Source organism: Streptomyces sp. SDr-06, from assembly GCF_003324565.1.
Lineage (GTDB): Bacteria > Actinomycetota > Actinomycetes > Streptomycetales > Streptomycetaceae > Streptomyces.
The window spans coordinates 107,751-127,045 of the sequence record NZ_QOLA01000020.1 but is presented as its reverse complement, the minus strand read 5'-3'; the positions used below and the strand labels follow the sequence as shown (position 1 = coordinate 127,045).

Annotated in this window: 14 protein-coding genes; 8 read left to right on the top strand and 6 right to left on the bottom strand. The window is 70.0% G+C overall.

Annotated elements, in window-relative coordinates:
- Window positions 1-23 precede the first annotated feature (23 nt).
- On the top strand, window positions 24-3,542 hold the full coding sequence (gene car / locus DT019_RS30665) for a carboxylic acid reductase (RefSeq protein ID WP_114040218.1): 3,519 nt from the start codon (window positions 24-26) through the stop codon (window positions 3,540-3,542).
- A 116-nt stretch (window positions 3,543-3,658) separates the two neighbouring features.
- A complete protein-coding gene (locus DT019_RS30660; protein WP_114040217.1) occupies window positions 3,659-4,087 on the top strand; it encodes a VOC family protein in 429 nt (142 codons plus the stop codon).
- A 30-nt stretch (window positions 4,088-4,117) separates the two neighbouring features.
- Here the strand turns inward: DT019_RS30660 and DT019_RS30655 are convergent, their stop codons facing one another.
- Window positions 4,118-5,125 carry an RNA polymerase subunit sigma-70 gene (locus DT019_RS30655; RefSeq protein WP_114040216.1) on the bottom strand — a complete coding sequence of 336 codons (1,008 nt, stop codon included), beginning with the start codon at window positions 5,123-5,125 and terminating at the stop codon, window positions 4,118-4,120.
- A 152-nt stretch (window positions 5,126-5,277) separates the two neighbouring features.
- Between DT019_RS30655 and DT019_RS30650 the strand changes: the two genes are divergently transcribed.
- Entirely contained in the window at window positions 5,278-5,844 is a 567-nt protein-coding gene (locus DT019_RS30650) for a dihydrofolate reductase family protein (RefSeq protein ID WP_114040215.1), read from the top strand.
- Here DT019_RS30650 and DT019_RS30645 read toward each other — a convergent pair.
- Both DT019_RS30645 and DT019_RS30640 read right to left on the bottom strand, forming a co-directional pair.
- Window positions 5,832-6,620 carry a phytanoyl-CoA dioxygenase family protein gene (locus DT019_RS30645; RefSeq protein WP_114040214.1) on the bottom strand — a complete coding sequence of 263 codons (789 nt, stop codon included), beginning with the start codon at window positions 6,618-6,620 and terminating at the stop codon, window positions 5,832-5,834. The two genes, DT019_RS30650 and DT019_RS30645, sit on opposite strands and share 13 nt — an antisense overlap.
- A 78-nt stretch (window positions 6,621-6,698) precedes the next feature.
- Complete coding sequence (locus DT019_RS30640) at window positions 6,699-7,604, bottom strand: S41 family peptidase (protein WP_114040213.1); 906 nt, start codon at window positions 7,602-7,604, stop codon at window positions 6,699-6,701.
- Between the two features lie 57 nt (window positions 7,605-7,661).
- Between DT019_RS30640 and DT019_RS30635 the strand changes: the two genes are divergently transcribed.
- From DT019_RS30635 to DT019_RS30625, 3 genes are all read left to right on the top strand, one after another.
- A complete protein-coding gene (locus tag DT019_RS30635; RefSeq protein ID WP_114040212.1) occupies window positions 7,662-8,204 on the top strand; it encodes an ArsR/SmtB family transcription factor in 543 nt (180 codons plus the stop codon).
- 126 nt (window positions 8,205-8,330) lie between these two features.
- A complete protein-coding gene (locus DT019_RS30630; protein ID WP_114040259.1) occupies window positions 8,331-9,116 on the top strand; it encodes an alpha/beta fold hydrolase in 786 nt (261 codons plus the stop codon).
- Window positions 9,117-9,339: 223 nt separating this feature from the next.
- Complete coding sequence (locus DT019_RS30625) at window positions 9,340-9,939, top strand: YdcF family protein (RefSeq protein ID WP_114040211.1); 600 nt, start codon at window positions 9,340-9,342, stop codon at window positions 9,937-9,939.
- Between the two features lie 124 nt (window positions 9,940-10,063).
- Here the strand turns inward: DT019_RS30625 and DT019_RS30620 are convergent, their stop codons facing one another.
- From DT019_RS30620 to DT019_RS40815, 3 genes are all read right to left on the bottom strand, one after another.
- Window positions 10,064-10,954: an aminoglycoside phosphotransferase family protein gene (locus tag DT019_RS30620; protein WP_114040210.1), complete on the bottom strand. Its 891-nt coding sequence runs from the start codon at window positions 10,952-10,954 to the stop codon at window positions 10,064-10,066.
- A 177-nt stretch (window positions 10,955-11,131) separates the two neighbouring features.
- Window positions 11,132-11,824, bottom strand: coding sequence for a VOC family protein (locus DT019_RS30615; RefSeq protein WP_114040209.1), 693 nt, complete (start codon window positions 11,822-11,824; stop codon window positions 11,132-11,134).
- Window positions 11,825-12,038: 214 nt separating this feature from the next.
- A complete protein-coding gene (locus DT019_RS40815) occupies window positions 12,039-12,170 on the bottom strand; it encodes a hypothetical protein (RefSeq protein WP_262985351.1) in 132 nt (43 codons plus the stop codon).
- A 492-nt stretch (window positions 12,171-12,662) separates the two neighbouring features.
- On the opposite strand from DT019_RS40815, the gene DT019_RS30610 reads away from it, so the two are divergent.
- Complete coding sequence (locus tag DT019_RS30610; protein WP_114040208.1) at window positions 12,663-15,044, top strand: ATP-binding protein; 2,382 nt, start codon at window positions 12,663-12,665, stop codon at window positions 15,042-15,044.
- Window positions 15,045-15,563: 519 nt separating this feature from the next.
- Window positions 15,564-19,295 (top strand): hypothetical protein, encoded by a 3,732-nt coding sequence (locus tag DT019_RS30605; RefSeq protein WP_114040207.1) that lies wholly within the window; start codon window positions 15,564-15,566, stop codon window positions 19,293-19,295.

Genomic DNA, 19,295 nt, shown 5'->3' with positions numbered 1-19,295 from the left:
CGCGGCCACAAAGGAGATTGCCCGTGTCCCCCTCCCCCGCTGACGAGTTCGACGCACCCGCCGAGCGACGCAGCGCCCACTTATTCGCGACCGACGTACAGTTCCGCGACACCGCGCCCCTGGACGCCGTCACGGAAGCGATCCGCCGTCCCGGACTTCCCCTGGCAGCCCTGATGGCCACGGTGATGGAGCGGTACGCGGACCGCCCCGCCCTGGGCGAGCGGGCCACCGAGCCGGTCACCGACCCGAAGACGGGCCGCACCACGCGACGCCTCCTCCAGCGGTTCACCACGCTCACCTACGGCGAACTCTGGGAACGGGTCGGCGCCGTGGCCGCCGAGTGGCGGCATCACCCCGAACACGCACTGAACCCAGGTGACTTCGTCGCCGTTCTCGGTCCCACCAGCGCCGCGTACACCGTGGCGGATCTGGCCTGCGTGCGTTCCGGCGTGGTGTCCGTCCCCCTGCCGGTCGGCGCCGCGGCGGAACAATTGGCCCCCATCGTGGAGCAGACCGGGCCGCGCCTGCTCGTCGTGGACATCGACCACCTGGAGGTCGCGCTCGAGGTCACGGCGAACGCTCCCTCGGTGGTCAGGGTCATCGTCATCGGCCACCATCCCGAGGTCACCGGCCACCAGGAGATATACGAGTCCGCGCGCGGTCGGCTCACGACGCAGGGCCACGGCGCGGCCCTGGACACACTCGCGTCGGTCATCGACCGGGGAAGGACCCTGCCATCGCTCCCCCGGGTTCCCGAGGGGGCTTCGGAGGACACGCTCAGCGCTCTGATCTACACCTCGGGCAGTACCGGCGTCCCCAAGGGCGCCATGTACACCGAGCGACAGGTCAGGCAGTTCTGGGTCGACTTCGTCCCCGGTCAGATGGGTCGGCCCGCCATCGTGCTGAACTACCTGCCGTTGAGTCACATGATGGGAAGGGGCGTCCTGTTCGGCACGCTCGCCAAGGGGGGCCTCGCCTGCTTCGCGGCGTCCAGCGACCTGTCGACGCTCTTCGAAGACCTCTCCCTGGTCCGTCCCACCGAATTCGTCATGGTGCCCCGCATCGCGGACATGCTCCTGCGGCACTACCGGGACGAGGTGTCCCGCCGGAACGGGGCGGCCGGCGCTGAGGCCGACCCGGAAGAGCAGGTGAAGCAGGAGCTGCGGGAGGAGGTCATGGGCGGCCGCCTCTTGTGGGCCGTCAGCGCCTCGGCGCCGCTGAGCGCGGACATGACGGCGTTCGTCGAGAGCTGCCTCCAGGTCAGACTGCACGACGGCTACGGGTCGACGGAAGCCGGAATCGTCCTTCTCGACGGCCGGGTGCTGCGCCCGCCGGTGACCGATTACAAGCTGGCCGATGTTCCCGAGCTGGGATACTTCGCCACCGACTCACCCCACCCCAGAGGCGAACTGCTGGTCAGGTCCGACCGGCTCGTTCCCGGCTACTTCCGGCGCCCGGATGCCACCTCCGAGGTCTTCGACGAGGACGGCTTCTACCGCACAGGCGACATCATGGCCCGCGTCGGCCCCGACGAACTGCGGTATGTGGACCGCCGCTCCAGCGTCCTCAAGCTGTCACAGGGCGAATTCGTGACAGTCTCCCGCCTGGAGGCCCTTTTCACCGGCGGCCCGGCCGTCCGCCAGATCTTCCTGTACGGCAACAGTGCCCGTGCCTACCTCCTCGCGGTCGTCGTACCCACGACGGACGCCCTCGCCCGCGCCGCCGGAGACCCCCGGCGCCTGCGGCGGATCCTGCGAGAATCCCTGCGGAGCCTCGCCGCCGATGCGGGACTCAACTCCTACGAGATTCCACGGGACTTCCTCATCGAGCGCGAGCCGTTCAGTCAGGAGAACGGGTTGCTCTCCGCAGTACGCAAGCCGTTGCGCCCTGCCCTGACCAAGCGATACGGCCGCCAACTCGAAGCGTTGTACGCCGAGTTGTCCGACCGTGAGGACCGCGCAGTGCGAGCCCTGCGCCACGTCGGTACGGAGCAGCCGGTACTGCAGACCGTCCTCCGGTCCGCACGGGCGCTTCTTGGCCAGGAGGACGAGGATGTCCAGCCCGGCACACGCTTCACCGAACTCGGCGGTGACAGCCTCACGGCGCTGTCGTTCGCCCAGACGCTGAAAAAGATCTTCCAGGTCGACGTGCCCGTCGACGTGGTCATCAACCCGGTCAACACCCTGCACCACGTGGCCGGTCACATCGAACGGGCGCTCGCATCGGAACAACGCCGACCCACCGCCGACAGCGTTCACGGCCCCGATGCGAGGCGCCTCTACGCAGCCGATGTGCAGCTGGACGCATTCCTTGGCCCGGAGACCGTCGCGCAGGCCGCACAGCCGACCGGTCCGCTGCCCGAAGCCCGGACCGTCCTGCTGACAGGCGCCAACGGCTACCTGGGCCGTTTCCTGTGCCTGGAGTGGCTGGAGCGCCTGGCGGAGCGCGGCGGCAGGCTGGTGTGCATCGTGCGCGGCTCCTCCGCCGAGACGGCCCGGGCGCGGCTCGACGCGGCCTTCGACAGCGGCGACCCCGAACTCATCGAGCGCTACCGCGAGTCCGCCGCCCGGCATCTCCACGTGATCGCCGGTGACATCGGGGAACCGAACCTCGGGCTCGACCAGGAGTCCTGGCGGACACTGGCCGACACCGTGGACCTGATCGTCCACCCGGCGGCGCTGGTCAACCACGTCCTGCCCTATGACCAGCTGTTCGGCCCCAACGTCCTGGGAACGGCCGAACTGATCAGGCTCGCGATCACCTCCCGCGTCAAGCAGTTCACCTACCTGTCGACGGTCGCAGTCGTCTTCGGCAACGAGGCGGCGGCCGATGAGTCGGCGGACCTCCGCACCACCTGCTCGACACGCGACCTGGAAGGTGGTTACGCCGACGGTTACGCGGCCAGCAAGTGGGCCGGCGAGGTGCTGCTGCGCGCCGCCCACGAAACGTTCGGTCTTCCGGTCGCCGTCTTCCGCTCGAACCTGATCCTCGCGCATCCCCGTTACCGCGGCCAACTCAACGTCTCGGACGTCTTCACCCGCCTGCTGCTCAGCCTGCTGGCGACAGGCATCGCGCCGGGCAGTTTCTATACGCGGGCCACAGGCGGCGGCCACTACGACGCGCTTCCCGTGGACTTCACCGCGCGCGCCATCACCGCCCTGGGGGACGACGCACGCGAGGGCTACCGCACCTACAACGTGGTCAACCCGCACGACGACGGCATCTCACTCGACACGTTCGTCGACTGGTTGGCCGCGACCGGCCATCCGCTGACGCGTGTTCAGGACTACGCCGAGTGGCTCGAACGCTTCGAGACCGCGCTACGGAGCCTGCCCGACCGCCAGAAGCAGCATTCACTGCTCCCTCTGCTGCACGCCTTCGCCCGCCCGGAAGAGCCACTGCCCGGATCCGCCCTGCCGGCGGACCGCTTCCGCGAGGCAGTACGGGCCGCAGCCCTCGACGAGCACCACGACATCCCCCATCTGACACCGGACCTGATCACCAAGTACGTGGCTGACCTGCGGGCGCGGCGTCTGGCATGACGTCGCGCATGATCGCCACGGTGTCCGTACGAGGCGCTCGTGGTCGAAAAGGCCGGCGACCGCCTCGGCGGGAAAATCCGATTCTCGGTGAGCGGCACCGCCCCTAGGGTGGACCTATGACGTCGATCAAGAAGTTCCAGGTCACCTTCGACTGCGCGGAACCCGAGCGCCTCGCTCGTTTCTGGTGCGAGGTGTTGGGGTACGTCGTGCCGGCGCCACCGAAGGGGTTTGCGACGTGGGACGACTTCAAGGCATCGCGGACACCTGAGGAGCGGGACGCATGGTTCGCCTGTGAGGATCCCTCAGGTGTCGGCCCGCGGCTGTACTTCCAGCACGTACCGGAAGGGAAGGCCGCAAAGAACCGGGTGCACCTCGACGTGCGGGTCGGCACCGGGCTTGTGGGTGAAGAGCGCCTCGCCGCGCTCGAGGCCGAGTGCGCACGGCTGATCCCCCTCGGCGCGGTCCACGTGCAAACCCTGTATGACGGCACCGATTCCTGCATCCCGATGCTGGATATCGAGGGCAACGAGTTCTGCATCGACTGAGCGGCACGGCAAGTGATTCGCTGACCGGGGCTATCGGCTCGGGAGTGAGCGCGGGAGCCCGAACCAGGGCAGCACGTCGTTCTCGAACCGGATCATGGCGCTGACGCGGTCGCCGGAGAGTGTGAGCACGTACAGGCCGGTCCCGTGGCTGATGCCGTCACCGGCACGCAGATACGCTCCGAACGCCGGCTGCCCGTTGGCACGCGTCGGGACCAGGTCGAACCTCCGGTCAGCGCGGAAGATGGCCGCACAGAAGCGGGCGACGAGGTCCTTGCCCTCGTACTCGAAGGGCACCGGCGGCATCGCGACGAAGACGTCGTCGGTCAGAAGATCCACCAGCGCGTCGACATCGGCGGACTCCCACGCGTGGACGAACTTCGCCACGATCGCGTTCTCCGGGGCCGAGCCGCGTGCGGGCGGTTGGCCGTCCGCCGCGTGCGGCGGGCGGCGTCGCAGGGCGGCGCGGGCTCGTTTGAGGGCGCTGTTGACCGAGTCGACGGTCGAGTCGAGCATGATGGCCACCTCGCGGGCGTGGAATCCGAGGACGTCACGCAGGACGAGAACGGCGAGCTGGCGAGGCGGCAGCGCCTGTAGACCGGTGACGAAGGCCAGGGAGACCGACTCGGTCTGCTCGTAGCGGGCTTCCGGCCCGAGCGGCGACTCGGTGACGGCCTCGAGCAGGGAGTCGGGATACGGCTGCAGCCAAACGACGTCGCCGAGCCGCGTCGGCTCGGGCGGCTCGACATGGGGCACGCTCCACTCCCTGGCCTGGCGCCGGCTAGCCGAGCGCCGCGCGTTGAGGCACCGATTCGTGGCGATCCGGTACAACCAGGTCCGCATCGAGGCGCGTTGCTCGAATCCCTCGATGCCCTGCCAGGCGGCCAGCAGGGTGTCCTGAAGGACGTCCTCGGCGTCCTGCAACGATCCGAGCATCCGATAGCAGTGCACCCGCAACTCCGCGCGGTACGGCTCGACCAGTGCGCGGAACGCGTCACCGTCGCCGGCCCGGGCCTTCGACATCAGGTCGCCGCTCGCCATCCTCGTGCCCACCTCTCCCTCACCCCCTGCACTTTCTCGGGTATGGACACCGGCCGACCGCCGAACTGGGCGGCCGCCGTGCGCCCAGTTCCGCCGATGGCGCGGTGTCCGTACCAGTGACAGCCAGACCATCCGAACACAGGAGCACCGAGATGGGCACGATCGTCGTCTTCGAGAACGTTTCGCTCGACGGAGTCCTTCAGGACCCGACCGGCGAGGAGGGCTTCAGCCGCCATGACTGGCGTGCCGGGATCACTCCGACCGACCGCGAAGCCTGGAACAGGCTCATCCTGGACGACGCGTTGGGCGCGCAGGCCCTGCTGCTGGGACGGCGCAGCTACGAATTCTTCGCCGGGCGGTACCCGTCACGCACCGGCCGGCTCGCGGACCGCATGAACGGCCTGCCCAAATACGTCGCCTCCACCACGCTCTCAGATCCCGGCTGGAAGAACTCGACCATCTTGGACGGTGACATCGTGCAGAAGGCTGCGCGCCTGAAGCACACGGTCAAGGGCGAGATCCGCGTCTACGCCAGCTCCCAGCTCGTGCACACGCTGATCGAGCACGACCTCGTCGACGAACTGCGGCTGGCCGTGTTCCCGCTCGTCATGGGCGCGGGCGACCGCCTCTTCGACCCGACCGGCGCCCCCAAGGCCCTGCGCCTCGTCGGCAACCGCACCGTGGGTGACAGCCTGGCCTACCTCACCTACCAGTGGTGACCGGGTGTGTCCTGTCCCAGACCCCGGCGGATCGCGATCTCCACGGGTGAGTACGCGCCGTCGGCCCGCTCCAGTTCGTACGGCGCGGCCGGCATCAGCGGTGGCTGGGCCATGAAACGCGGTCGCACCCCATGGTGCGGTTGCGCCGCGTGCACCAGGAACGGATGGCACAGGAAGACATCGCCCGGCGAGCCGGTGGCGAGGGCCAGGGGGCGGTGGTCGGACGCGGCCACCAGGTCGGGCGCGAGCGCCAGCCCGCTCGCCCCGTCCTCTCCGTACTTCTCCAGCACCTTCGGCACATCGAGGTGGGAACCGACCCGGATCCGGGTCGGCGCATCCGCTTCACCGACCTCGCTGAACAGGAACAGCATGAGCAGTGCACGGTCCCGGGAACGCAGATTGGTGAAGTACCAGCTCTCGCCCTCCGGCAGATAGCTGCCCTCGATGTGCCAGCCCGCGTCGTCCGGCTCCTCCGTGTGCGGGAAGCGCAGGGGGAACGAGCCCAGCGAGTAGCGGGGCTCCCAACGACCGGCGCCGACGAGCAGATCGTAGGCGTGGTGCAGCAAGGGAGAGTTGGGCGCGGCGGCGAACGGCCCCTGGGCCATGCCGGCCACCCAGTGCACGGGCCGCGTCCACGTCGCTGGATCGTCCTGGTCGCAGCCTGTCTCACGCCACAGCAGCTGCGCGCAGTCCGCTGCGACACGCGGGGCGACGGCGCCCTCCAGCTTCACGAAGACGTCGCGGAGGAAGCGGGATACCAAATTCGTGTCATCCATGCCCTCATCGTGCGACGGCACCGGCCTTGAGCACCCGACTTTTTCCGCACCGCCGCTGTCGGGTATGCGTGGACCGGGTCAGCCGCCCAGTTGGGCGAGGGCCAGCGCGAGCGCCTGGTCCAGGGACTCAGCAGCGGCGCAGGGGACGTCCGGTTGCACGCCGGTGCCCTCCCAGTTCGTACCCGAGACGGGGTTGATGGCACGGCCGACGGGGATGGTGGCCTCCAGATGTGGGTGCACGGTCCAGCCCTGGCACGGATGTGCGCCGCCCCGGGTGCGCTCGCCCACGACTGTGGCCCGGCCGAGCTGTTGGAGGTCGTACGCGAGCTCCTCAGCGGCCGAGAAGGTGGTGTCGCTGGACAAGACATACAGCGGCTTGCTGCCGCCGAAGCGCGCGCCAGGAACGTGCGGCAGGCTCCAGGACTGCTCGCTGCGCTCGCCGTCGCGCCAGTACATGGTGTTGAGGTGGGTGCGCTCGTCCAGCAGGTAGCTGCAGACGAACGCCACCGTGTCCGGGTCGCCGCCGCGGTTGGAGCGGAGGTCCACGATCAGCGCCCGGGCGCGTGAGGCCAGGGTGAGCGCGGCGGTCAGCGGTTCCGCGGCCCACTCCAGCGGAAACAGCATCGGCGCCAGCTCCACCGCGGCGACCCCTCCTTCGAGCAAGCGCACCCGGGGCGCACCGCCCAGCGAGGCATCGAATTCCCGCCGCATCGAGTCCAAGGTGGCCGCTCCCTTCTTCGAGGGCACCGGGTCGGCGTGGTGCTTCAGCCTCAGGTGTCGGTCGCCATTGACGGACTGAAGGTCCGCGGTGACCAGTCGGGCGAGTTCCTCGGCACCGTCGACGTCGTAGACGCCCTCGGCGAGGCGCCCCTTCAGCAGGCCGGCGAGCTGCTCGGCCGTCTCGGGGAAAACGTAGTGCTCGGTCAGCAGCCGGGCCGTCTCGTCGATGACCGAGGCAGGCCGAAGGTTCGTCAGAGTTGTCATGGCGGGAAGTAGAGCACCGCCCTTGCCAAAGCGTCAAAGACTTTAGACACTTTCACCATGCGAGATGAGCCTTCCTGCCCGCCACCTCCTGAGGACGTCCTGGAGATCAGTGCACCTCAGCAGTTCGCGGCGCTCGCCCACCCGTTGCGTCAGCGGTTGCTCTTCGCCCTGGGCCAGCGGCCGGCCACCATCAGCCGGCTCGCGGCGCAACTCGACGCGAAGAAGGGCAACGTGGCCCATCACCTCAAAGTGCTGCGCGAAGCCGGTCTTGTCCACATCGCCGAGACCCGCCAGGTCCGTGGAGGCACCGAGCAGTACTACCAGCGCACGGCTCGACAGATGGTCGTCGCCGAACCCCAAGCGGCAGGCACCGCCGCGATGCTCGCCGCGGTCGCCCAGGAGCTCGACCGTGCTCCCGCCGAACCCCACCTGACACTGCGCCACCTGCGCCTCAGCCCGGCGAAGGCGAGAGAACTCGGCGAGACCCTCACCAAGCTGGTCGACGAGGCAGAGGAAGAGACAGAGGACCAGCCCGTGCACGGCGTGCTGGTAACGCTCTATCAGCAGGCTCCGCCGACCAGCACCACCGGTTCCGCATAGCGCCACCAACCCACAGGACCGCACCCCGGCAGGTACACCGACCGCATGAAGCCGCGGGGGTCGGACGGCAGGGGCGGCGAAACCTCTTGGGTAGCCCCTGCACCGTTGTTCTGCGGCCATCTGCGGATGATCACCCTCGCCGATGACCTCGGCCACCTTTCCTACGTCGTCACCGGAGACGGACCGCCCGTCGTCCTCGTGCATGCCGGCATCGCCGACCACCGCATGTGGGACGCGATCGTGCCCGAGCTGGCGGAACGGCACACCGTCATCCGCTACGACCTGCGCGGCTTCGGCGAATCAGCACCGCCGACCGGCCCGTTCAGCGAGACCGACGACCTGCGCCGTCTGCTGGACCACCTCGGCCACGCGCAGGTCCGGCTCGTCGGCGCCTCCTGGGGCGGCCGGGTGGCCCTGGACTTCGCTCTCGCCCACCCGGACCGAGTGGATTCCCTGGCGCTGTTCGCCCCGCCATGGCGGGGATACGACTGGTCGGCGGAGATGGTCGCGTACGACGAGGCGGAAACGGCGGCCCTGGCCACGGGCGGCCTGGACGCCGCCCTCGACATCAACCTGGACATGTGGCTGCGCGGGCCGGCACGGCGTTGGGAGGACGTCGCCGACGGACTGGCCGACCGGCTCCGCGGCCCGATACGGACATCACTGGTGAACCAGGACCTCGTGGCAGAGCACTCCCAGGGCGCCTCGACCGGCGACCTCGCCACCATCTCCGTCCCTGCGCTGGTCGGTATCGGCAAGCTCGACGTCACCGACTTCCAGGACATCGGGCGGCGCTACGCCTCCGAGATCCCCGATGCCACCCTGGTCGAGTTCGCCACCGCTGCTCACCTCATCGCCCTGGACGCGCCCGCCGAACTCAGCGCGGTACTGGTCCCCTTCCTCGCCCGTTAGATCCGGGACCGTGGCGGCGGCTCACCAGGGCGTCCCGCCGCCACGGTGCCGGGGCGCCGCCCGAACCGCCGCAGCGGGCCGAGGCGGGGTGCGATCCCCGTGTTCGTACTCGAACCCGAATACCTGGTCCGGGCGACGAAGGCCCCACCGCCGACGGGTGACTGAACCTCGGGTCCCAAGTTGCAGTTGCCGGGCCGATGTCGCGGTGTCCTAGAGTCGCCGCATGCGACGACGGACAGGACTGACGATCGCCGGCGCCGCGACCTTGGCCTGGGGTGAGTGGTTGAACTGGCGCTGGTCTCGGGCCCTGACCGGAGAAGGCGGAGGTGAGTCCGAGGCCGTGGTCGTGCTGGGCTATCGAAACCCGCAGGCGACAGCGAACTTCATCAACCGCTGGAGGGTCCGCGCCGGAATCCGCTCCGTCGACGCGGACCGCGCGCGTGAGACGCACGTGATCTTCAGCGGCGGTGCCCCGGGCGGTGGTGTCGCGGAAGCCGAGCTGATGGCCGACTACGCACAATCGGTCCTCGGGTTCGACGGCTCCGTGCTGCTCGAAGACAAGAGCACGACGACATGGGAGAACATCACGAACGTGATCCCACTGCTCGAAGACGTCGACCGCATCAAGATCGTCTCCCAGCCCGCTCATGCCCTCAAGGCGCGCGCCTACTTGCGACGGCAGCGTCCTGATCTCGCCAAGAGGCTCGTGCGCGCAGACGACTACCGTCCTGGCGAGTGGCTGATCGTCAAGCCGCTGCTGGCCCTGTACGGGCTGTGGTCACTTCGCGGTTTCACCGCCGCTGAGCGGAAGGGCACGCCGTAGTCGGCCGCTGTCGTGCGGCAGCACATCCGGTGGTTCGTGAGGCATCGGATGTGCAGATGACAGCGGATCCGCGGATGAAGAAAGCCTCGTGCTCCATCGCCGCGGGCCCCAGCACCACCCCGCATCACAAGCCCTTCAGGACCCGCTCAAGCGCCGCACGGCCCACCGGCCCCCAGTTCGGCTTGCCGCCGGGAAGGCCCCGGTCTCCGGCCTGCCCCATGCACATCAGGAAAAGGCACTTCAGCGCGGCCAGCCCGCGGGCCCGCCGGATCGTCGCCTCATCCGCACGCGCGTACCGGTCGAAGAACCTCTCGGCCATGCCCGCGGGCAGCAGCAGCCACGCGGCGGCGAGATCCCACGCCGGATCGCCCGCGAACAAGGCGCCGAAGTCCACGATGCCCGAGAACGTTCCGTCCGAGACGACGACGTTCGCGGGATGAAGGTCGCCGTGCACCCACATCGGCGGGCCATCCCACTCCGGGGACGCGACGGCGTCGTCCCAGACGGCCCGGGTGTCTGCCGCGATGTCGTCGGCCGCAACGATCTGGAAGAAGTTCTCGAAGCCTTCGGTGCAGTTCTTCGGGTGCGCGCCGAAGTCCACGCCGATCGGTGCCTCGGCAGGCGCCTCCACGTGGAGTGCCCGCAGGAAGCCCGCCAGCGCGTCGGCCGCGTGGGCGCCGCGGGTGATCGAGCCGTGATCCAGCGGTTCGCCGGGAACCCACGTCATCACGGTCCAGTGCTTGGGGAAACGGTGCGACGGTTCACCGCACCGCACCGGAGTCGGCACGGGGAGCGGCAGGCGCGGAGCCAGCACCGGCAGCCATCGTCGTTCCTTGAGCTGGAGCTCCGGAGTGGGATCCATGCGCTGCACGCGCACGGCCAACTCGTCCCCGAGACGCCACATCTGATTGCCCCAGCCGCCCGCCACCTCGCGAATGCTCAGCCCCGCCAGATCTGGATGTTGCTCCCGCAGGAGGTCGCGAACCAGGTCTGCGGTGATCTCGGTGTCGGTCATGCGACGTCACAGTACCGAGGTGGCGGGCGGAGCGGCTCTCGCTCTGATGGTTTCGGCACCACCGCACCCTCGCAGGCCGGCTCGTCCACCAAGCCGGTGCATTCGCCCGGACCGATTCCGCGCGGGCCATGCTGACCGTGACGGCCGTCAACGAGCGCTCGCCGCGCACAAGTTGACTCAGCTGTCCCGGCCCTGCCATGTGGTCACGCAGGCTTCGTTCCCCTCCGCGTCGGCAAGTACCCAGAAGGCAGGGGCACGGCTCGCGGACACGAGTCGGCCCTGAGCCGCCAGCGCGGCCTCGATCCGGCGGGACGCCTCGTCATGCGGAACGCTGATGTCGAGGTGGATGCGATTGCGCTGCGGCCGCGCGCGGTCCATCTGCTGGAACCAGAGCGCCGGACCTTGCCAGAGCGGGTCGACGAGCGGATCCTCCGGTCCCGCCGCGCCGGCCTCATCGGCATAGCCCAGCACCGCCTTCCAGAACGGTCGAATCGCGGCGATGTTCAGGGCGTCGATGGCGATCTCCACGACCTGGACGGACCGAGGCGCCCTCGCTCCGAATACGGGCTCCGGCACAAGCCCGGCCCTTTCAACGGCGGCGGAGATCTGGCGCGCGAGTCCGATGTCCCGCGAAGTAACCGCCGCGTCGCTCGACGACTGCAGGGTGAAGACGGCCCGATCAGGACGGACATCGACCCGCAGATGGCGATCGGCGTCGTCGCCACACACCGTGACAGCGTCCGCTGCCACGGTGATCGCTTGCGCCAACGTCCCGACCGGGACCGACGTGTGCAAGGCGCCCAACAGGTAGCGCCATCCATGATCCTGGACCGCATCCGACGCTTCCCGACGACTCACTATCTGCTCCATGACGGCATCCTCGCAGCCACGCCACCCAGCCCCGACTCCCGTCACTTCCGCAACAGGCCCCCGGAACATCGTGAGTCATGAGCGGGCCCCCGCGTACGCGAAACTCCCGGCAAACCGGGGCGGTCTCGAATGCTGCCCGGTCTGCCAGGAGCTCGGTCGACACCCCCTGGGCGGCCCTTGGTCGAGGGCGCCGCCGACAGGAGGAGACTCTGGCTCAGCCCACCTGTGTCCAGTCCCCGATGATCTCGTCACCGAGGTTGCACCAGGCGACGCTCTCCGCGCTCGCCCACACCCAGGGGCCGTAGTGCACGTACTGATAGCCGCCCAGAGTCTCACACGTGATCACTTCACGGTATCGGCCCGAGTCGCACCAGGTTTTGTTTCCATGGTGGCCCGCGCTGCCGAACACCCGCTGGCCCCAACACGACCGCAGCGCGGAATCGCTGGACGCGGGGGCGGCCGTCGGTGACGAGCCGCTGTCCGCGACAGCGCTCGGGGTGATGGACAGCGCTCCTCCCAAGACGAGCGCCGTTGTGGCAACGGTCCTTGCGATACGACCTTTGAGCATGCGGATCCTCCAGTTGTTGACGAGATGTGTGGCCGCGTCGACCACATAACTGGCTCGCGGCGCCTCAACCGGCGCTTCCCCGCGGCGGGTTGACGGCGCGACCCCCTGACGTCGGGGTGCGTACGATGCTGCCGTCTGCCCCCTGCCGCCGACAGGACGTCCGGCGGACGTTCAGCGGACGTTCTCCCGGGTAGGCCACAGTCCCGCAGGGAACTGACGCCGCGTGGCCCAGGGCCGCGCGGCCAGGGCCCTCCGGGCGAGGAGGAGGACATGCCGGAACGGTTCGACACCGTGCTGCGCACCTTCAGGCGGCGGGCCGGACTGACTCAGGAGGAGCTGGCGGAGCGGGCGGGGTTGTCGGCCCGGACGATCCGTGCGCTGGAGCGCGGGCAAGGGCGGACGCCCCGTATGGCCTCGGTGCGGGAGGTGGCCAAGGCGCTCGGGCTGGGGGTGGACGACCAGCGACGCCTGCTCTCCACGGCCGCGGCCGACGAGCCGGAGGCGTCGGCGGAGCCCGGCCCGCTGGGACGCAGGCGCTATCTGCCCTACGACATACCGGACTTCACCGGGCGCACCTCCGAGTTGGACCGCCTCGCGGAGCTGGTCGGCGGCGGCGGCGCGAGCGCGGTGGTGGTTTCGGCGATCGACGGCATGGCGGGCGTCGGCAAGACCACGCTGGCGGTGCACGCCGCCCATCTGATGGCCGGAAGGTTCCCGGACGGCCAGTTCTACTGCGATCTGCACGGCTTCACCCCGGGGCACGCCCCGATGGACCCGGCATCGGCACTGGAGGCACTGCTGCGCATGGCCGGCGTCGACGGCACGCGCATCCCGCACACCCTTCAGGAACGGTCCGCGCTGTGGCGTACCACGCTGTCGGGCTGGCGGGCGCTGGTGTTGCTGGACAACGCCGCGGACGCGGAGCAGGTACGGCCGTTGCTGCCCGGCTCCGCCTCGTGCGCGGTCCTGGTGACCTCGCGGCGGCGGCTCCTGTCCTTGGAGGGTGCCGTCCCGCTCTCGCTCGATGTGCTGCCCGAGGCCGAGGCGTGCGCGCTGGTGACCCTGGTCGCGGGACGCCACCGCTTCACCGACACACCCGAGGCCGTCGCCGAGATCGCCGAGCTCTGCGGCTGCCTCCCCCTGGCCATCCGGATGGCCGCGGCGCGGCTCGCCCACCGCCCCGCGTGGCGGGCGGAAGACCTCATCGCCGAGCTTCGCGTGGGTTCCCCTCGATCCGGCCGCGGCGGCGACGAGCAGGCGGTCAGCGCGGCCTTCACCCTCTCCTACGCGCGCCTCAGCCCGGGCCACCAGCGGCTGTTCCGGCTGCTCGGCCTGCATCCGGGCGCAGATCTCGACCCGTACGCGGCCGCGGCGCTGGCGGGCACGGACGTGGCCACGGCACGACAGCGGCTGGAGGACCTCGTCGACGTACATCTGCTGGAGCAGTACGAACCCCACCGCTATCAACTGCACGATCTGCTCCGCCGCCACACGCTGGAGGTCCTGCACGAGATCGAGCCGCCCGCGCAGCGGGAAGAGGCGGAGCTGCGGCTGCTCGACCACTACCTGCACACGGCGCTGAAGGCCCGTCCCCTGGTGGCGCCGGGACAGCGGCTGCTCGCGTTCGAGGTCGCCCGGCAGCCCGCCGGCACCCCGGACGTGAGCGACCGGGCCGCCGCCTTGGCCTGGTACGAGGCCGAGCACACGAACCTCGTCGAGATGATCAAGCACGCGGCCGCACAGGGCAGGAGTGAGCACGTCTGGCGGTACGCCCATGTTCTCCAGCACTTCTTCGACATCCGAGGACGCACCCTGGACTGGGTCCACACCCATGAACTCGCCCTGGCCGCCACCGAGCACCTCGACGATCGCCTGGCCCACGCCGAAACCCTGATCAGTCTCGCCGTCGCCTGCTGGTACGCCGGGCGCTACGAGGACGCCTTCCACCGCGGGTTGGAGGCACTGGCCCTGTGCCGCGAGATCGACGACGCGTGGGGCGAGGCCGTGATCCTCACCAACTTCGGTATCGCGCAGGGCACTTTGGGGCAGAGCGAGGAGGCCATCGACCTCCACCAGCAGGCGCTGGCTCTCTACAGCGGCATCGACGCGCCCTGGGGCGAGGCCCTGAGCCTGACGAGCCTGGGGACGGTCTATGCCCGGCTCGGGCGGGTCGCCGAGGCCCTCGACCACCATCGGCGGGCGCTCGACCGCTACCGCGGGATCGGTGATCCGTGGGGCGAAGCCCTCACCCTGACCAACATCGGTACCGGCTACCGGCAGTTGGGGCAGTTCGGCGAGGCGGTCGGCCATCATGCGAGGGCGCTCTGCCTCAGTCGCCGGATGGGCGACCGGCGTGCCGAGAGCGAGGTCCTCAACGACCTCGGCGCCACCTACCACGCGGCCGGCCGCCGCGAGGCCGCCCGCCGTCGACACCAACAGGCGCTGGACATCGCCGGCGCGATCGACAACAGCCCGCAGATCGCCCGCGCCCACCAGGGCATGGCCTACGCCCTGGCCCCGGAGGACCCTGCCGCCGCCCGCGATCACGCAAGGCAGGCGCTCGCGGCCCAAGGCGAACTGAGCGCCCCCGAAGCCGCCCAACTCACCACGTTCCTCGACACCCTGGCCCCAGGCCCGCCCCCCGGGCACTGACGCCCACCGGGCGCGCGGTGGACACGCCCCGCCCCGCATTCGCAGGGCTTGGTCGCACGCGATCTTCCACCCTGCCCTCACTCGATGAGGTGAACCATCAGTCACTCGCGCATGGGCCGGAGACGGCCCGGACAGCCTCGACGGGACGTTTCACACGCAGCACGTGCGCCATAGCCGCGCACGCACAGCCAGGGGGGCCGGCATGGGGGCAGCATTCGTCGGCGAGACCCCGCCTCGTCGCGCGTTGAGGCGTGCACCGGTTCTGTGCCGCCACGACTCGATACGCACGACAGCGGCGCCGCACGACCCCCCACCAGTCCGGCCCGGCTCTTCGGGAGCGTCGGCGCGGGCGTTCTGCTCCTGATCCCGGTCCCTGCCCCGCGGTGGCTCAACTTACGCCGCTCCCCGGGGACATGTCCGTCGCCACCCCGCCGCCGCCATCGCGGCGCTCCTAGAGTGCCCCTGGTTCGCACGGTGTGAACGGCTTGAAGGCCTCACGACGTTTGACAAGGAACTGACATGGCCGCATCTCAACCACCGCCCCCGTACCGGCTGTTACGGGCAACCGACCTTGTGGACCTCCAGTTCACGTTTCTCGGGCTGCGGATGGACCGCCCCTTGCTCGGCGCCCGCCGACTGGTGCGCCAGGACGCGGCCCAACCGGCCTACCTCGTCGTCACGTTCGGGCCGCAGCACGTGGCGGAACAGGCCTTCTTCGAGCTGAGCCCGGGTTTGCCCGAACCAGCCCCGCCGCTGTCGGGCTCCCCAGCCTCCACCGCGGGGGCGCCGGGCGCCCCGCTGTCCGGCAGCGAGACCCACAAACCACCCCCTGTGAACTCCCGCATCGCCGGCCGCAGCGCGCTGGTGTTCGCGGTGGGCGCCGACGACGCCATCGAGTACAGCGAGGCCGGACTGCTCACCGCGATGCGGACGCTCGCGCTGCACGTGGTGGACGCCGCCCGGGAGCCGGCCGCAGCGGCGCGGCTCCAGCCGACCGCAATCGGCCAATCCCCGGACGTGTTCCAGGCGCTACGGCTTGCCCGCACCATCGCGGAACTGACAGCGCGTCACGGCCCCGCCGGCCCGGCCGATGCCGGACTGCGTACCGATGAGTCACCCGCCGCGCTCCCCGCCTCCGGTCCGGGCCCCGAGAACCCCCTCGCCGACGCCGCGCATCCGCGCACCGGCATCGAGCTGCCCTACCGGCTGCTGCTGTCGCCCCCGCAGACCGCCGCCTGGACCCACACCGTCGCCCAGGCCGACCCCGCGGGCCGGATCGAACTCTGGCACACCCGGCTCGTCGGGGGACGGGCCCGCGCGGTGTGGACGCGCGACACCGGATTCGATCCCGCCGACCCCCACCCGCTGCCCAAGGGCGGCAGCGAGTTCACCATGGCGATGGACCGCAAGGACCGCTCGTCGGTGGTCCATCTGAGCTCCAACACCAACCTGCCGGACGCCTTCCGGCCCGCGCCGCTGAGCGTCGACCATCTGATGCTGTCGACCATGGGCGGCTGGCTCGACTCACTGGGCCGGTGGGACCGTCCGCCCACGGGCTTCGACGTCACCCAGTGGCGGCACCGGGCCGCCCTCGGCCGGGACCACTACGTACGGATCATGTACCGGGGCCGCCTGTTCCCCTTCGGGCACCTGGCCGATCTGGTCAAGGTCACCGAGCGGAAATTCGACCACGGCCGCCCCGACGGCGCCGCCTACCTCAACCAGCGGTACTTCATCATGGTGCGCGAGCCCGTGCGCACCTACGGCAGGCCGGGCGACAACAGCGACCAGACCCGCCTGCACCGGCTGTTCCCGTTCGGCAGCGTCCGGCTGCTCACCCTGACCACACCCGATCTCCAGCCGCCGCAGACCATCCCGGGCCTGTCCTCCGCCGGTGGCGAACCCAACGAGAAGCTCGCCTTCTTCCCGGTCACCGACAGCGAGGACCCCTTCTCCTTCCAGGTCGCCATGGTCGATGTGGACGGGCGGGTCCTCGAGTTCCGCACGCCCATGGCCTTCATCGGCAAGATCGTGCACGAGACCAAGGCCGACGTGCAGGCGGTCATCCAGCACTACCAGGCGCTCGGCACCGACGCGGTGCCCGGCCCGCCCGACCTCACCCGCCCCGGCGCCAACCGGGTGGTCGCCGATGCGCACGGCCAGGCGCTCGCGTACGCACCGAGCCGCAAGGCCGACGACACCACCCTGTCCACCGGGCAGCTGATCTGGGGCGCGGCCACCACGGACGCCATCCTCGCCCTGGACCCGACCGACAACCCGCGCTTCGTGCCCACGGTCCGCTGGGCGCGGGCCGTCGTCCCCGTGCTGAGCCGCTTCGGCACCGGCTTCGGCGGCGACCAGCCGCAATCGGTGCTCTATGCCGCGCCCTACGTCCAGGACGGATTCACCGACGCGAACAAGGGCCAGGTCTTCGTCGAGCTGGCCCAGCCGGTGGACCTGACCTTCCGCAACGGGGGCCAGAACGCCGGGGCCCTGGCCCAGCCCAACTTCCCCGTCGCCGGTCTCTCCCGGCTGACCGGACCAGTGGCCGCGACACCGGCGCACCTGCTCAGCGCCGATGCCGGGGCTTCGGACAAGTGGGCCAAGCTCGCCCAGGGCCGGTTCAACCCCCTGGACTACTTCGGCGCGCTCGCGGGAGCCAAGCTCTTCGGGATGTTCCCGCTCACCGAGATCATGAGCGAGATCGGCCTGGACAACCTCAAGGCGCCGAACTTCTTCACCGCGACCGTCAACGCCGTCACCTCGTTCCTGGGCGACCTGCGGGGGCTGCGCAACCTGCTGACGGGCGTCGAGGAACAGTTCCCGCAGATCGCCGACCTGGTCATCCGGGTGACGGATGCCGCCGCGGCCTTCGTCCAGGTACTGCTCGACTACCTCGTCAGCCAGCTGGACCACTCCCCCGCCCCCACCACCATCGAGGAGGTGGAGAACGCCTTCACCGCGTTCTCCGATGCCCTGACCGCGCTGCGCAACGCCCTGCCCGCGGCGGTCGACCCGGGTGTGCGCCGGCTCCTCGGCCGCGTCGCCGACCAGGTCGCCACCTGGGACAGCACCGTCGGCCAGGCCCTCGCCCTGAAGAAGGCCGTCGAACTCGCCGCCCTGGGTGCCAAGTTGCCCGATGTCGTCAACTCCCACCTCCAGTGGCAGCCCGACATCCACGCGTGGACCCCCGGAAAGCCGACCCCCACCCGGGCCGAAGACGCCGTGTTCTGGCCGGTGGGCAAACTGACCCTCGTCACCGACGTGCGAGGCTCGCTGCGCCCGGACCTGCCGCAAGCAGCCGATGTCACCTGCACCCTGGGCCAGTTCGACCTGCGCATGGTGCCCGGCTTCGACGCGGTCGTCCTGCACTTCGAGCGGATCCGGTTCACCATGCGCGCCGGGCAGAAGCCCGACGTGGAGGTGAAGTTCACGGGTGTCGACTTCGTGGGCAACCTCGACTTCGTGCAGACCCTGCGCAACATCATCCCCGGCGACGGGTTCAGCGACCCCCCGGCGATCACCGTGGACAGTTCGGGCATCCACGCCAACTACTCGATGCAGCTTCCCAACGCGGCTGTCGGCGTCTTCAGCCTGGAGAACCTCTCCCTGAACGCCGGCCTGTCGGTGCCGTTCATCGGTGACACCCCGCTCCAGGCCGGCTTCTCCTTCTGCCGTCGGGAGGCGCCCTTCCGGCTGACGGTGTCGATGCTCGGCGGTGGCGGCTACTTCGGGATCGTCCTCACCCCCAAGGAGATCGCGGTCCTGGACGCCGCCCTGGAGTTCGGTGCCGCCGTCTCCATGAACTTCGGGGTGGCCAGCGGCAGCCTGTCGGTGATGGCCGGCATCTACTTCCGCCTCGACCTGGCACAGAACAGCGTCAAACTGGTCGGCTATCTGCGGGCCCGCGGGGAGGTCGACGTCCTCGGCATCGTCTCGGCCTCCATCGAGCTGTACATGGAACTGGGCTACGAGAGCGGCTACGCGGTCGGCCGGGCCAGCCTCACGATCAGCATCGAGATCGGCTTCTTCGAGGAGTCGGTGACGATCCACTGCGAGAAGAGGTTCGCGGGAAGCGCCCCGAACACCACGCTCGCCGCCGCCGACGTCTCCCCCACAGCGGCCGCGGCGGGCCCGGTCGTCGCCCCGCCGACCTTCGCCGACCTCATGTCGCCGTACCCCGACCCGGTGACCGGCGCCCGCGTCGACCCGGTCTTCGACTACTGCACGGCCTTCGCGGAGGTGGCCTGA

Bases quoted from the DNA above. Each gene is read 5' to 3' on its own strand.
- DT019_RS30660 (WP_114040217.1), top strand. From the start codon at position 3,659: ATGACGTCGATCAAGAAGTTCCAGGTCACCTTCGACTGCGCGGAACCC.
- DT019_RS30655 (WP_114040216.1), bottom strand. From the start codon at position 5,125: ATGGCGAGCGGCGACCTGATGTCGAAGGCCCGGGCCGGCGACGGTGAC.
- DT019_RS30650 (WP_114040215.1), top strand. From the start codon at position 5,278: ATGGGCACGATCGTCGTCTTCGAGAACGTTTCGCTCGACGGAGTCCTT.
- DT019_RS30645 (WP_114040214.1), bottom strand. From the start codon at position 6,620: ATGGATGACACGAATTTGGTATCCCGCTTCCTCCGCGACGTCTTCGTG.
- DT019_RS30640 (WP_114040213.1), bottom strand. From the start codon at position 7,604: ATGACAACTCTGACGAACCTTCGGCCTGCCTCGGTCATCGACGAGACG.
- DT019_RS30635 (WP_114040212.1), top strand. From the start codon at position 7,662: ATGCGAGATGAGCCTTCCTGCCCGCCACCTCCTGAGGACGTCCTGGAG.
- DT019_RS30630 (WP_114040259.1), top strand. From the start codon at position 8,331: ATGATCACCCTCGCCGATGACCTCGGCCACCTTTCCTACGTCGTCACC.
- DT019_RS30625 (WP_114040211.1), top strand. From the start codon at position 9,340: ATGCGACGACGGACAGGACTGACGATCGCCGGCGCCGCGACCTTGGCC.
- DT019_RS30620 (WP_114040210.1), bottom strand. From the start codon at position 10,954: ATGACCGACACCGAGATCACCGCAGACCTGGTTCGCGACCTCCTGCGG.
- DT019_RS30615 (WP_114040209.1), bottom strand. From the start codon at position 11,824: ATGGAGCAGATAGTGAGTCGTCGGGAAGCGTCGGATGCGGTCCAGGAT.
- DT019_RS30610 (WP_114040208.1), top strand. From the start codon at position 12,663: ATGCCGGAACGGTTCGACACCGTGCTGCGCACCTTCAGGCGGCGGGCC.
- DT019_RS30605 (WP_114040207.1), top strand. From the start codon at position 15,564: ATGGCCGCATCTCAACCACCGCCCCCGTACCGGCTGTTACGGGCAACC.